The 14,124-nt window shown below is 44.4% G+C and carries 10 protein-coding genes and 1 pseudogene; 1 reads left to right on the forward strand and 10 read right to left on the reverse strand.

Features of this window, described 5'->3' with window-relative positions:
- Positions 1-95 precede the first annotated feature (95 nt).
- The 8 genes and pseudogenes from infB to HMPREF3034_RS04965 form a co-directional block, all read right to left on the reverse strand.
- Entirely contained in the window at positions 96-2,972 is a 2,877-nt protein-coding gene (gene infB / locus HMPREF3034_RS04940; RefSeq protein WP_036896246.1) for a translation initiation factor IF-2, read from the reverse strand.
- Positions 2,973-2,999: 27 nt separating this feature from the next.
- On the reverse strand, positions 3,000-4,265 hold the full coding sequence (nusA, locus tag HMPREF3034_RS04945; protein ID WP_036896245.1) for a transcription termination factor NusA: 1,266 nt from the start codon (positions 4,263-4,265) through the stop codon (positions 3,000-3,002).
- 64 nt (positions 4,266-4,329) lie between these two features.
- Entirely contained in the window at positions 4,330-4,797 is a 468-nt protein-coding gene (gene rimP, locus HMPREF3034_RS04950; RefSeq protein WP_062433704.1) for a ribosome assembly cofactor RimP, read from the reverse strand.
- A 444-nt stretch (positions 4,798-5,241) separates the two neighbouring features.
- Complete coding sequence (locus HMPREF3034_RS12930) at positions 5,242-5,499, reverse strand: helix-turn-helix domain-containing protein (RefSeq protein WP_231725608.1); 258 nt, start codon at positions 5,497-5,499, stop codon at positions 5,242-5,244.
- 73 nt (positions 5,500-5,572) lie between these two features.
- Positions 5,573-5,764 (reverse strand): annotated as a pseudogene (locus HMPREF3034_RS12935) (hypothetical protein); the annotation flags it as partial.
- Positions 5,765-6,107: 343 nt separating this feature from the next.
- The gene (locus HMPREF3034_RS04955) at positions 6,108-6,662 is read right to left on the reverse strand and encodes a hypothetical protein (RefSeq protein ID WP_062433707.1); all 555 of its coding nucleotides are present in this window, start codon (positions 6,660-6,662) and stop codon (positions 6,108-6,110) included.
- Positions 6,663-6,762: 100 nt separating this feature from the next.
- Positions 6,763-7,845, reverse strand: coding sequence for an acyltransferase family protein (locus tag HMPREF3034_RS13130; protein WP_062433709.1), 1,083 nt, complete (start codon positions 7,843-7,845; stop codon positions 6,763-6,765).
- Positions 7,846-8,090: 245 nt separating this feature from the next.
- Complete coding sequence (locus tag HMPREF3034_RS04965) at positions 8,091-8,723, reverse strand: hypothetical protein (protein ID WP_036896241.1); 633 nt, start codon at positions 8,721-8,723, stop codon at positions 8,091-8,093.
- Between the two features lie 752 nt (positions 8,724-9,475).
- Here HMPREF3034_RS04965 and HMPREF3034_RS04970 point away from each other — a divergent pair.
- Positions 9,476-9,901, forward strand: coding sequence for a Fur family transcriptional regulator (locus HMPREF3034_RS04970; protein ID WP_036896285.1), 426 nt, complete (start codon positions 9,476-9,478; stop codon positions 9,899-9,901).
- A 222-nt stretch (positions 9,902-10,123) separates the two neighbouring features.
- Here the strand turns inward: HMPREF3034_RS04970 and HMPREF3034_RS04975 are convergent, their stop codons facing one another.
- Positions 10,124-12,934, reverse strand: a complete 2,811-nt coding sequence (locus tag HMPREF3034_RS04975) for a glycoside hydrolase family 2 TIM barrel-domain containing protein (RefSeq protein ID WP_231725609.1) — start codon at positions 12,932-12,934, stop codon at positions 10,124-10,126.
- Between the two features lie 11 nt (positions 12,935-12,945).
- Positions 12,946-14,118: an MFS transporter gene (locus HMPREF3034_RS04980; protein WP_231725610.1), complete on the reverse strand. Its 1,173-nt coding sequence runs from the start codon at positions 14,116-14,118 to the stop codon at positions 12,946-12,948.
- Positions 14,119-14,124: the final 6 nt, after the last annotated feature.

Below are 14,124 nucleotides of genomic sequence, written 5' to 3' on the forward strand. Positions count from 1 at the left end.
CCTATAGTGTGAGGGACATACACGGGGAATACGCCCCTTTGTTATATGCGGCAAAAGTGATGCCACACACGGTGGCAATCACATTTGTTACTATACTAAAGTTTTTGTTCTACTTCAATCTGAGTGAATGTCTCAATAACATCACCTTCTTGAATATCGTTGAAGTTCACCAAAGAGATACCACATTCCATGCCCATAGGTACTTCCTTCACATCGTCTTTGTAACGTTTCAGGGCATTGATGTCGGCCGTACGGATGACAATACCATCGCGAACCAATCGTGCTTTGTCTTTAGCGTGTACCTTACCCTCGGTAACAAGACCTCCGGCAATGGTTCCAACCTTCGATATCTTGAATACCTGACGTACTTCTACCTGACCGGTAACGATTTCCTTGACTACCTTGTCGAGCATACCGACCATGGCATCCTTCACATCATCAATAGCATCATAGATGACTGAGTAGGTATTGATTTCCACACCGTCGTTGTCGGCCAATTTCTTGGCTGCTACAGAAGGACGAACTTGGAATCCGACGATGATTGCATCACTGGCATCAGCCAACGTTACGTCGTTCTCGGAAATCTGTCCTACAGCCTTGTGGACAACGTTCACTTTCACCTTCTCGGTACTCAACTTCAAGAAAGAGTCGCTCAATGCCTCAATAGAACCATCGGTATCACCCTTCACAATGATGTTCAATTCGTGGAATTCACCACGTGCTATACGGTGAGAAATATCTCCCAAGGTGAGACGCTTCTGCGTTCTCAAACCCTGTTCACGCTGCAATTGCTCACGCTTATTGGCTATATCGCGTACCTCTTGTTCTGTTTCCAACACGTGGAAAGCATCACCAGCGGTCGGCGCACCGTTCAAACCAAGGATGATAGCAGGCTCTGCGGGGCGTGCTTCTTCGATACGTTGGTTACGCTCATTGAACATGGCTTTGATACGTCCCCAGCTTGTTCCGGCCAAGATATTGTCGCCTATGCGCAACGTACCATTGCTAACAAGCACTGTAGATACGTAACCGCGGCCTTTATCAAGCGAAGATTCAATGATAGAACCGGTAGCACGGCGATGAGGATTGGCCTTCAAATCAAGCATATCTGCCTCTAAGAGCACCTTCTCCAAGAGTTCATCAACACCGACTCCCTTCTTGGCACTAATCTCTTGACATTGATATTTACCACCCCATTCTTCAACAAGCAGGTTCATATTAGCCAAGTCTTCACGTATCTTATCCGGATTTGCTCCCGGTTTATCTATCTTGTTGATAGCGAATACCATTGGAACACCAGCAGCTTGAGCATGTGCGATAGCCTCTTTTGTAGTAGGCATCACAGAGTCGTCGGCCGCAATGATGATAATAGCAATATCGGTTACCTGAGCACCACGGGCACGCATGGCGGTGAAGGCTTCGTGTCCCGGCGTATCGAGGAACGTCACCTTACGACCACTCTCCAGCTGAACACTGTATGCACCGATGTGCTGTGTGATACCACCGGCCTCACCCGCAATAACATTCGTATTACGGATGTGGTCGAGCAATGAGGTCTTACCGTGGTCTACGTGCCCCATGACGGTTACAATCGGGGCACGTGGCTCCAAGTCGTTCTCATCATCAATCTCCTCACTTACGGCTTCTTGCACCTCAGCGCTTACGTATTCTGTCTTATAACCAAACTCCTCTGCCACCATATTGATGGTCTCTGCATCGAGTCGTTGGTTGATAGAAACCATGATACCTACCCCCATAAGCGTACCAATGATTTGGTTCACGCCGACATCCATCATCGTAGCCAACTCGCTAACGGTCACGAATTCTGTCAGTTTCAGTATCTTGCTTTCTTTCTTTTCTGCATTAGCCTCTCTTGCCAACTTCTCCTGAACAGCATCACGCTTCTCCTTACGGTACTTAGCGCCTTTCTTATTCTGATTCTGTTTGTTGGTCAATCGAGCCAAAGTCTCCTTTACCTGACGTGCAACATCTTCTTCGTTTACTTCTAGCGGCTTCTGATTGCGCTTGTTGTTACGATTCTTTTTGTTGCCACCGTTGCCGGAATTATTATTGTTATTGTTGCGGTTGTTATTGTTTCCACCACGATTTCCACCTTGCTGATTAACGGCCGCGTTGATGTCTACGCGCTCTTTATTGATGCGTACACGCTTCTTGCGCTCACCGTTTCCGGCATGTCCATTCTTCTCCTCGCGCTCTTTACGCTTCTCGTCTTTCGTCTTCTTCTTCGGACGAGTACTCTGATTGATGGTTGAGAGGTCTATCTTACCAAGCACATTCACCTTTGGAGTGTTGAGCATACTGTTCTCACTCTTTGTGGTAAAAATACCATTTTCGTCGATAGTTCCACCCTGTGTCTTGATTGTTTCGGGCTTTTCTTCCGTAACAGGAGCTGTTGTCTCAGCAACAACATCTTTCTTTGGTTCTACAGGACCTGAAGTTTCTACCTTCTTTTCAGCCGGTTTCTCTACCTTCTCATCCTTTACTATCGGCTTCACCTCCACCTTAACCGATTCCGATTTTGGAGCCTCAACAGGCTTCTCCGATGTCGAGCTGACGGCAGCAGCTTTCACCTCTGGATTTTTTTTCACTTCAGGAGCAACAGACTCCTTCTGTACAGGCTTCTTCTTACCAATGCTATCAAGGTCTATCTTACCCACCTGCTTGAATTGCTGCTGGCGGTTGGTCGACTCCAATAAGCTTTCGGCACGATGATCCTGCACTTCAGGGCGCTTCTTGGTCTTAGGTTTTTTCTGTAAGAGTTTCTCTGCCTGATTACGTACTTCCGCATCTTGCTTGAAGCCTTCTACGAGCGCTTGATACTGCTCTTCGGTCAACTTAAAGCTAGGTTCGGCTTTTACTTCTCCCAGTTCAGTTCTCTTTTCTAGGAATTCAACTGCCGTTTGAAGTCCTATGTTTAATTCGCGTAACGCTTTATTTAATCTGATACTCATTCTGTGTTTTTTAATCTTTTTATCTGTTTAGCTTTCGAATTCAGCACGTAGTATTCTCAAAACGTTCTCTACGGTTTCTTCTTCGAGGTCGGCTTTCTCTACCAACATCTCGCGAGGAGCGTTCAATACTGCCTTTGCTGTATCCAGACCAATACTCTTAATAGCATCAATGACCCACTGATCTATTTCGTCAGAGAATTCATCCAAGTAGATATCTTCGTCGGCTTCACCCTCAGGTACCTCACGGAATACATCGATGGTGAACTCTGTCAACATAGATGCCAACTTAATATTCAAACCACTACGACCGATAGCCAAGCTCACTTCCTCCGGTTGCAAATAAACCTCGGCCTTATGTTCTTCTTCGTTGATGTTGATACTGCTTACTTTAGCAGGGCTCAATGCACGCTGAATAAAGAGTTTGATATTGGATGTGTAATTGATAACATCGATATTCTCATTGCACAATTCACGTACAATACCATGTACACGACTTCCTCTTACCCCCACACATGCACCTACAGGGTCGATACGATCATCGTAGCTTTCTACGGCAACCTTCGCACGTTCGCCCGGCATACGAGCTATCTTACGAATCGAAATCAATCCTTCGGCAATCTCAGGAACCTCAGTTTCGAGCAATCTCTCCAAGAACATCGGACTTGTACGCGAAAGGATAATCTTCGGATTGTTGTTCTCATTATCCACACGAGCAATGACAGCTCTTACCGTCTCGCCCTTACGATAGACGTCAGAAGGTATCTGCTCGCTCTTTGGCAATATCAATTCGTTGTTCTCATCGTCTACAATGAGCACTTCGCGCTTCCAAACTTGGTACACCTCGCCTGAGATAATCTGCCCCACGCGATCCTTATATTTATTATAAAGAGAGTCGTGTTCCAGTTCCAGAATCTTTGAAGCCAATGTCTGGCGCAAGTTCAAGATGGCACGGCGACCAAACTTAGCAAAGTTCACACGCTCCGAAACGTCTTCGCCCACCTCATAGTCGGGCTCAATCTTGACGGCATCTTTGAGTGCAATTTGCTTATTTTCATCCTCTACCTCTCCATCTGCCACAACCACACGGTTTCGATAGATTTCGAAGTCGCCCTTATCCGGATTCACGATAACGTCGAAGTTCTCGTCGCTACCGAAGATTTTGGCCAGCACATTGCGGAAACTTTCCTCTAGCACGCTCACCAGTGTCGTGCGATCGATATTCTTCGTGTCTTTAAACTCACGAAAGGTATCGATCATGCTCACCTGCTCTTCTTCATTTTTCTTTGCTGCCATAGCTTGTCTGTCGTTTAAAGAGCCGCTGTTCGAGATTCAAACCTACGTCTATCTCGCCTGCGGCTTATTTGAAACTTATTAAGTATTTAGTATATTTCACTTGATCCATTTGGTAAGTATGGTCCACTTCTTGCAGTTGCGGGCGCTTCTTACCTTCCACCTTCACCTTTTCTTCTACGGTCACGGTGAAGTCATTACCTTCAACACTCTTCAATATACCCTTGACCTTACGGCCGTCGGTATCTAGCACTTCCACTTCTTTGCCGATGAAGTTGATGTATTGTTGAGGCACTTTAAAAGGTTGTCCCAGTCCTGCTGAGCCCACCTCTAGTTCATAGTCCTGCTCATCGCGGCTGAGTCTGTCTTCTATATATTTACTCAACTCCACACAATCTTCAATCCACACACCGTCTGCGTGGTCGATTTCTACTACGATTCTGTCGTCCTGACTGATTTCAATGTCTACAAGGAAATACTCTTTTCCCTCTAGCCATTCGTCTACCAATGATTTTACGACGCTTTTGTCTATCATACACTATGTTATGTGATTATAACAAAAATGAGGAACTCGCGTGGAGCTCCTCATTCCTCTGAACGTTTGCAAAGTTACAACATTTTTCCACAGATTCCAAATTTTCCGCCACCTTTCTTTATTTGACTCATAATTGTATCACATTCATACGCCAAAGAGCCGTCAGCATTAGCTATATGTGTGATAGTAGTATAGGAGATTTATCATTAAATAAGGCTCTGTATCCAATTCCATTCAAGAGAGAAAACATCCTCATTACCTTTCCGCTTGTTACCAAGCAAATTTGTTCCACAACAAAATATATGATTCACAACAATTTTTCTTTTTCAAAGAATGTCTTTAATTCATATACGAATCCCATTTTATCAAAGGCTTTCAATTTGACTGGATACTTTAAATTAGATACAGTTTCCATGATAGCGGCAACAAGCATCTTCAATCCTCTTATTTTATCGCTATGAATAAACTTTTTACGGCAAACTCGTCAATGCCAATGCTTTCTACACCCTTAAGAGAGGGAGGGTTATAATGGCACTGCAAGTAAACGGAGTGTATCTCTTTAATCACATCCCACGATACACCGAGATGGTTGGCAACGTCCTTTAGCGTCATTGCTCGAAGAAGGTCCACGACATACTTTGCAAAACGATGGGTATAGGTTCGGCTGCCAGTAGCAAAGGGGGATTTTCTCCTGTCTGTCATAATCGCAACCCTTGTGCTTGCATTTATAACGTTGAACCTTCATGCGAATGACAACTCGCCGACCTCCAATGGAAAGTGCAAGGAAGTCTCGATAACGATATCCATTTTTAACCAAATGGCAATTGCCGCACTTGGGACATTTGGTTTGTGGCTTTTTAGAGTGGGTGTACAGGAAAATTGTATTACTTTTGTATTCCTCTCTACTACATTCAAGGTTATAAAGCCCCCAAGCATGATATAGAAAACTACTGTTCATCTTGTACATTTTGTTTTGCAACTCAAATATACATAAAAACGGTAGTTTTCTTCTTTTCTATTGACTTATTTGCAACGTATCACTCCAAATGTCGGATGAGCCAAAAGTAATATGATTATGATGGTTGCTATCTTCAATAGGCTTACAGTTTATACAAATGCAAAACATCAATAACTCAAATACCAAATAGTAATACTTCATCATCTATTGTTTAGTGTCCATCACAAATTATTATTTTTATTGGCTTATTCACTTTACAATCAGGACAACCGAAGTATCTACAGCTTATAAAATTAATCAAACATAGCTTTCACGCCGTTCTCTTCAATCTCTTGTGGACGTTGGAAAGAGTTTAAAGAAACAATTTACGAAAGTAAAGTCCCTTTAAAGGATATTCTTTCATCTTACGTTTAGTTTCTACTCCTACTAGTAGCACAGGCGACTTACGATTAAAAGAACCATAACGATAATAGCTTCTAGCTATAAAATCTTTGGGCAAAGGCGGATTCCGATCTTTTGACACATAAAGAGGCGGACAGATAATTTCATCATAACTCCCACAACAATCCCGATGATTGACAAACTCTATATGACCTCTTACTTCATCTAAATAAACTACCTCTCCAACCTCCAAGACATAATATCCCTTTGACCTTACCAATTCTGTAAAGCGTAGATTCTGATAGTTGTTTTCAATACAGAATTTGCGAAATTGCTCTGAGACAATATCATAATGATCATATGTCGTAACATACGTTCCTTTCTTTTTTACCTTATAATAAGGATCAGGAACGTCTTTTATCCTATTCTTACAAATAGGACAAATATCCGGACGAATATCTATTGAATCATACATATAGCCATATTCATCACCTCCGATTAAATTATATGCTACCACGGTGTCCATCGTAAATTATTATTTTTATAAAAATCATATCTTATATCCCAATATTTAAAAGGATGGGAATCATAAAAATTCTTCGCAGAGTCAACCAGCAAGTGCAAAATTATAAAACGTATTTGAAGAATTCACACTTTGGAGTAGAAAAGTTTATTTTTTTTACCGGACAGCAATACTTTTTTATTAATCTTACTAATTGACATGAGGCTTTACCATAAACGGCTACTGCAAGAGTTGTTAAGATTACGGAAAGACAAAGTTTCAAAACATAATAGTCGTCATACCCTATATGTACAAGCCCTCTTGTAACAACATATATACACAACTGATGGGTAAGAAAAATCTCTAAAGTATGATTGCCCATGTACTGTAAAAAAGGGGTTCGTAACAGTTTTCCGAGAGGTGTGTCAAAGTGTTGCTGGCTGCTAAAGTACAGAATAAGGAGAATATGAGGAACCCAGAACACAGAAGAAAGTTTGTAGGTTAGCGGACAATATGGATAGACAAGATAGAGTAGCACATATAATGTAATGAGAGCAAATTCCACCATTGAACCCTGCCAAGACCTCAAAGAAAAGGCTGAATAAATAGAATAGATGCGCCATATAATGATACCCAATCCGAAATCGAATGCTCTGGAAATGGGATGGATATAGATAAGTCCTATTGCGTACGTCTTGGGAATCAGGAAAGCTACAAATAGATAGACTGCCAATATTAACAAAAGCCAAATAGGTTTTGCAACTGAAATGAATTTGAACATGAAAGCAAAAATAATATATAAAAAAGTTATAGTAGATAAGAACCAAGCTACACTGTTACCATAAAAGAAAAAATCGGGTATAGGTATCCAGCTTTGCAGTAGTAACAAATTACAGATTATTTTGCAGAATGCCCGTTTGCCCAAACCATAGATAACAAGAGCACCTACAAGAGTTAATAGATGCAGCAGGTAATAATTGCGCAGGCGTTTGGTAATAAATTCCCTTGGGGAGAAGCACGCACTTGACAGTTCTTTACTATATCTTAATGACAACACGAATCCACTTAAAATAAAGAAAAAAGCTACACCACAATCTCCCCCAAAGTCAAAGTGATGAGAACCTATTCCTATGTGAGACATAAAGATTAATGTGATAAAAACAAATCGAAGGGATTGTAGGGTTGATATTCTTTGAATAGAATTCATAGGCAGTATATCATTATTTTGTTGTAAATTTACATAAAAATCGCGATATATAAGCCAGTGGAAATAAAAAACGGCTTTTGAGCCAGTCTCGCCCTTCTCATACCGCGTTTCGTCGTCTCATCCTCACACCATTGGCACACAACAAGAAACACATGATATTTTGACATGACATAAAAACAAGCGAGGGATAGACTCGTAGCCACCCCTCGCTGATAGTATCGCCGTTCGGACGGCGTATCGTTGTATCAAAACACCACTTTCTTGCCATTCACGATATACACGCCTTTGCCTATCTTGCTCACGCGACGCCCCTGCAAATCGAACACCTCTGGTGTTTTCTTGTATGCGTTCACATGGTCGATACCCGTGGGGCTTGATTTCTTTTTTCCCTTGAATACATAGTGTATTTCTGAGTCTTCCTCAAAAAACAAGAAAAAACTAAGTGTCAAATTGCCTTCTTTATCCACCCAACTCTCTTCCTTGTAAATACTGCCCGAGAGCCATACCGTGTGCTGTTTGTCCTTGGTAGCCACCTTGTCATAAAGATTGTCGTTTGCCTCTACATTCCATTTGTTTTTATTAAGCCACAGGTAGCAATTTTTGAAAGGAATTGACGCGAACTCATATTGGCCGACTGTAACGTCTTTTAAGGTTAAAACCGTAAGCGAACGCTCACCCTTGCTTATCTCTATGATCATACGTTTATTGCCACTTGGAGTCTTGGTCGTGCCGTCGAACAACTCCATGGTGGCCTCACCCTCATAAGTGCCCCAAACATCTGGCACAACCTCAGGCTTGGCTTCTTGGGCCATCATCATATTCACCTGCGCACATAGCACAATCAATAACATGGGAATTTTGTGAAAGATTCTCATCATTGTTTTTTTCTTTTAATTTTTAATTAATTATTTAATGAAGTGACCACAACAATTCACATATCACATTGCGAGCCGTTTGCGACCACAAAAAAAATGCGGCGCAAAGGTATGAAAATAGTGGTAAAAAATCGTGACTCCACTTGCAAAAAAATCATAAATATGCCATTTATAACCAAATCGTTTATGGCTTAGAAAGGAGGGGTACAGTTTCCATCACCTTCGTTAGAGCAATGGAAATGATACTATTTTATATTTACAATGTGTGACAACGCATATTATTTTCTACAGCAATAATGATAAATGCAGTTGACTGCAGGGGCTTGGCAATCTTCCTGCAAAGGCTGAACAGCAATGCTGAATGGGCGGGGCAGCAATGCTGAGAGGGCGCTGCAGAAGCCCCACCCTGCCCCTCCCCAAAGGGGGAGGGGAATAGTTTAAGTTGGTAAGTAGACTAGTTAATTTTTTAAGTTGATGAGTTCTTGAGTGAGTTTGTAAGTTTTTTGAGTTTATTAGTTCTTAAGTTGTGGAACGAAAAAGGTTCATCTCTTTCTCCCTCTCCTTTTAAAGAACCATCGGGCATCAACCAACTATTCGCTGTCAGCACAGCCGGTACGACAGCAAACGAGGGAGATAATGGTTGAAGTGCGACTTTACATGCGTCATTTCTTTTCCGGCGCAAGAGGCAGAAGAATCCAAAAAAACTGTGTATCTTTGTGTTTGGAGGGAGAAATATGCTCCTTATAGAGAAGAAAATGGCTGACGAAGAGTACTATATACATAAGTTGGAACGACGCGATATACGTCCTACGGCCATCCGATTGCTCATTCTAAAAGAGATGAGTCGTGGCGACGAGGCGGTATCTATGCCCGATTTGGAACGTTGGTTACCCACGGTCGACAAATCGACAATTTCTCGTACCCTCTCACTTTTCTTGCTTCATCGGCTCGTTCATGCCATTGACGACGGATCGGGCATGTTGAAATATGCCGTCTGCGACGACTCATGCGACTGCTCTGTAGACGACGAACACACGCATTTCTATTGTGAATGCTGCCATCGTACATTCTGTCTCAAGCACATATCCGTACCTGTTGTGCCATTGCCCAACGGGTTTTCGCTCAACAACATCAACTATGTATTGAAAGGTGTTTGTCCCGATTGTGCAGCAAAGAAATGAGTTTATAAGTTTTTGAGTTGGTGAGTTTGTAAGTCTTTGAGTCATTTTGCCCATAAATAGCAATCTGTACTACTCACCAAATCTTTTGTCAACTCGTCAACTTGTTCACTTGTCAACTTGTTCACTTGTCAACTAAAAAACTTATAAACAGAAAAACTCAAGAACTAAATAACTCAAAGACTCACCAACTCATTTAATACTGTGAAATATTATTCAACTCTTTCAATTTGCGCTCTTGTGCCGACGTAGTGAGGGCTTGTACCATATACGCGTCTGAGGAACGAAGTCTCTGCTCTGCATATAGCCCAGAAGTGAACGATAGAACTGGCGACCTTCAATGGTTTGAGAGATAGAATCAAGGTCGGCCATACACACCAACAACTTGCCTTTACCCACACAGAATTCAAATACAAGGCCGAGTTTATGGTTACGTTCGATGTTGTCTATCACCTGAATAAGGGGGCGATAGGTTTTCGACAGATGATCGAGGATGAGTGGGCGAGAGGCTTTGACGATGGGAAACCACTGCCACGACGTGCAACTATCGGTGGGGAACTCGCGAAAGAGGGCATGGCGGGGATTCATGAGCAGGCCGAGCGTGCCGGGACTCGTGCTCTTCTTATTGTTCTCACAGATGGTTTTGAACATGCGGTAGTTCCAATAGTCGGTCTGAAAGAGTCCGCCTACCGTATTACCCGCAACCAAAGCCGAGTCGGGCATAAGCAATACACGCGCCCCACGTTGTAGCTTCCTACCTATCTCATCGGTCATTTGGTGGGCAATAAGAATGCCTCGCTTGAGCTTGTCGAGCGACTTCTCGCTACCGGGATACACCCACATGGGATAGCTGTTGGCGTATTCCGTGCCCTCTATCTGTAGGTTTACGCGCATTTGGGTAGGTCGCAGGATGTCGCAGATACCGTCTTCTATCGGGTCGAGCCGGAAAAGGCCAAGGCTGTCTTTGGCTATAGTCTGTCTGCCTTCGCTGTGAATACGGCCATCGGGCCATAACAATTCCCATCTCAAAGTCTTTCCACGTAGCGATTGTCCACCGTAATTGGCAATAGCAATACCGGCACTCCATGTACAATCGGCACCTGTATGAGGCCGTTCCTCGGTGCTGTAAACATACGAATCCCACTCTAGCATCGGCACGACAGGCGCACAGAAACCACGCCACTCTTTCTCCATTATAAATCCTTTATTGTCCATGAAAGCATCGAGAAGCCCCACGTAGGCACTTCCCTGTCCCGGATAATCTTGCAAATCGAGTAACTGGAATCCCGCCATGTTACGCGTTCGCAAGTCCATCTCGATGTCGGCCTTGTACAACTGCGCCGCCCACAGTCCCGAAGCACGATGGAAGTCGTGTGCCTGAGCAGCCATTCCGGCATCGACAAGTCGCTTACGGAATACCTCCATGCTATATGGATAGAGCACACCGGTGTATTTTTGAATCTCAGCATAGTTGGGATAAGACTGGAACTGCCCCGTCTCGTGACTGATAATCGGCACGGTGGCAACGTCGCAAGCCTCATCGAAGTTCGTCACAGTATTGGGATAACAGTGATTAAGCATCCCTCCATCGAACGCATCGGCAAAAGAGAACGAGCCACGCGTGTGGGTATTGAACTGCCCCCAAGTCTCTCCGCCCATGCGACAGGTGGTGAAATAGTCCATACCGGGCTTGATACCTTGATATCCTAGATAGTAGTTGGAGCCGAAAGTATAAAGTTTGGTGGAGTCGATACGACGGAATTCCTCTACGAAAGCGTGCATCATGTCGATACTTCCCCATAATTCGTTGCCCAAAGCCATCATCACAAACGACGGATGATGGGCGTATTGCTGGACGATATTCAAGCCTTCGGTCATCAGAAACGACATAAGCGTGGAATCCTTGGCATTGAAATCGCCCCAAAACGGCAACTCCGGTTGCAAGTAGATACCTTGCTCATCGGCCGCAGCAAAGGCTGCTTCGGGAGGACACCACGAGTGGAAGCGCACATGGTTGATACCATACGACTTGAGGGTTTGGAGGTATTTGTTCCACGTACCAATGTCCATGGGCACATGACCGGTCAACGGCCACACGCAAGCATCGTGCTTTCCGCGTAGAAAAGTCTTCTTGCCATTGATATAAAAATGGTGCTTATCGGCAGTAAATTCGCGCAAACCAAAGGGTATTATGGTCTCCACACCATTCAGATTGAACGTTATGTCGTAGAGGTCGGGGGTAAATTCGCTCCACAAGCGGGCATCGGTGCCGAGGTCGAGACTCACTTCTACGTAACCGCCTTCGCATTTTTCCACATTGAAAACATCTCGTGTGACGATCTTTCCGTTCCATGTACGTGGCGTAGCCGAGATAGAAAGATGCGAATTTCGGGGATGCCGACCGTCGGTATAGACCTTGACGGTGACCGTACGGTGCTCAACGTGCGGTATCAACCGATAACCGGTGATGATGGCCGAGGCTTCTCGCTCTATATAGAAACGGCCGATGACTCCGTTCCAATTGGTCTGCGTGTCTTCGGTATAGGCGTGACTGCTGGCATAAATCTGCTCCGGAACGCCACTTGCATTGTCGATACATAGGATTATGGTGTGCCGACCGGATGTCAGACCGCCCGAAATAAAATATTGTTGCGGTACGGATATGTCTTCCTTTGCCCATACTCGCTTTCCATCTATGTAGAGGGTAGAGGGCTTGGTACGCTCCATAAAAAGGCAAAGACTGCTTCCTCGCCACGATTTCGGAATCTCAATAGTACGGCGATACCATGCTTTGCCTTTGAAATGATGTAGTCGGGTGAGGTGAGTCGTCTCTGTCTTCGATGCCGGCAGCAAACCTTTACCGGCGGTATCGGTGGTTCCCGGCAACATGATATAATCGTCGAACTGTAGTGGGATTCCTTTCGTTCCCTCCCGGTCAAGATACAACTCCCACCGGCCGGAGAGGTCGATACGGTCTTGGGCCGCCATCGTTGTAATGCCTAAAAACAGAAGTAGAATAGATAAGTAGCTTTTCATGGGAAATCAATTTATTGTTTAATAGTAGATGTTATCAATAAAGAGGCCGAGGCAAAAGCCACGCCTACGAGGCAAACACCCAGCCAACTGGCAGCCATCCAACCCTGTCCGGCACAGAAAGTGCCCAAACTGCCGCCGATAAAATAAGTAGTCATGAAGATGGTATTAACACGATTGCTGGCTTCGGGTAGCTCTTGTATGCAACTGCTTTGGTTGCTGAGTTGCTGACATTGCACTCCAATATCGACCAAGATGATGCCGACGATGAGTCCGACATAACTCTCTCGGAACACATAAACCACCATCCAAGCCACAATTTGAAGCACGGCGCCAACAGCACTAAACTTGCGTACACCATATTTGGGTACCCATTTGCCCATGCCCGAAGCCGCCACGGCACCGGCAATACCGCAGAGTCCGAGGACTCCCACCATGTCGCTGCTGTCGTAGAAAGGTGCTCCGGCAATATGAAAGGCTAAGCACGACCAAATGGCAAGCATGCTACCGAACCCGAAAGCAGCCCGAATGCTGTTGAGACGGATGCGAGGATGGGTACGGACAATGGTCCATACAGAACGCATCAGACTTATATAATTACCTGTAAAACTGGCTCTCATGCGTGGCATGAGTCGCAAGGTTGTCGCACAACATAGCATCATTACACAAGTGGCAATGACGTAAACGGCACGCCAACCCAACCAGTCGCCAATGAAACCGGCCAGCACACGTGCCGACAAAATACCTGTCAAGAGACCCGACAACACGTAGCCCATGTTGCGAGCTTTATTCTCCGGTCGCGAATACTGACCGGCTATGGGAATAAAAAGTTGTGGAACAACAGAACAAAGACCAAGAAACAACGATGCCATCCAAATGATATGGAGGTCTGTGGCAATCGCTGTGAGAGCTGCCATGAGTGCAGCGCCCGTCATACAAACAATGATAATACGGCGCCGACTATAGAGGTCGGCAGCCGGAATAACAAATAAGAGACCTAGAGCATAGCCCACTTGCGTGATGACCGTGATGAGATTGGCCCCGACTTCGGTGGTATGAAGATCGTGACGAATCATCTCCAGCAGCGGTTGACTGTAGTAAAGATTGGCTACAGTGAACCCTGCCAAGACGGCCATGAGTATCATCATGACGCGTGGAATACCTTTATTCTCTTCGAGTATAATCAATGAAGA

This window comes from Prevotella sp. DNF00663 (assembly GCF_001553265.1).
Classification (GTDB): Bacteria; Bacteroidota; Bacteroidia; order Bacteroidales; family Bacteroidaceae; genus Prevotella.

Bases quoted from the DNA above. Each gene is read 5' to 3' on its own strand.
- nusA (WP_036896245.1), bottom strand. From the start codon at position 4,265: ATGGCAGCAAAGAAAAATGAAGAAGAGCAGGTGAGCATGATCGATACC.
- HMPREF3034_RS04955 (WP_062433707.1), bottom strand. From the start codon at position 6,662: ATGGACACCGTGGTAGCATATAATTTAATCGGAGGTGATGAATATGGC.
- HMPREF3034_RS04965 (WP_036896241.1), bottom strand. From the start codon at position 8,723: ATGATGAGAATCTTTCACAAAATTCCCATGTTATTGATTGTGCTATGT.
- infB (WP_036896246.1), bottom strand. From the start codon at position 2,972: ATGAGTATCAGATTAAATAAAGCGTTACGCGAATTAAACATAGGACTT.
- HMPREF3034_RS04975 (WP_231725609.1), bottom strand. From the start codon at position 12,934: ATGAAAAGCTACTTATCTATTCTACTTCTGTTTTTAGGCATTACAACG.
- rimP (WP_062433704.1), bottom strand. From the start codon at position 4,797: ATGATAGACAAAAGCGTCGTAAAATCATTGGTAGACGAATGGCTAGAG.
- HMPREF3034_RS13130 (WP_062433709.1), bottom strand. From the start codon at position 7,845: ATGAATTCTATTCAAAGAATATCAACCCTACAATCCCTTCGATTTGTT.
- HMPREF3034_RS12930 (WP_231725608.1), bottom strand. From the start codon at position 5,499: ATGACAGACAGGAGAAAATCCCCCTTTGCTACTGGCAGCCGAACCTAT.
- HMPREF3034_RS04970 (WP_036896285.1), top strand. From the start codon at position 9,476: ATGGCTGACGAAGAGTACTATATACATAAGTTGGAACGACGCGATATA.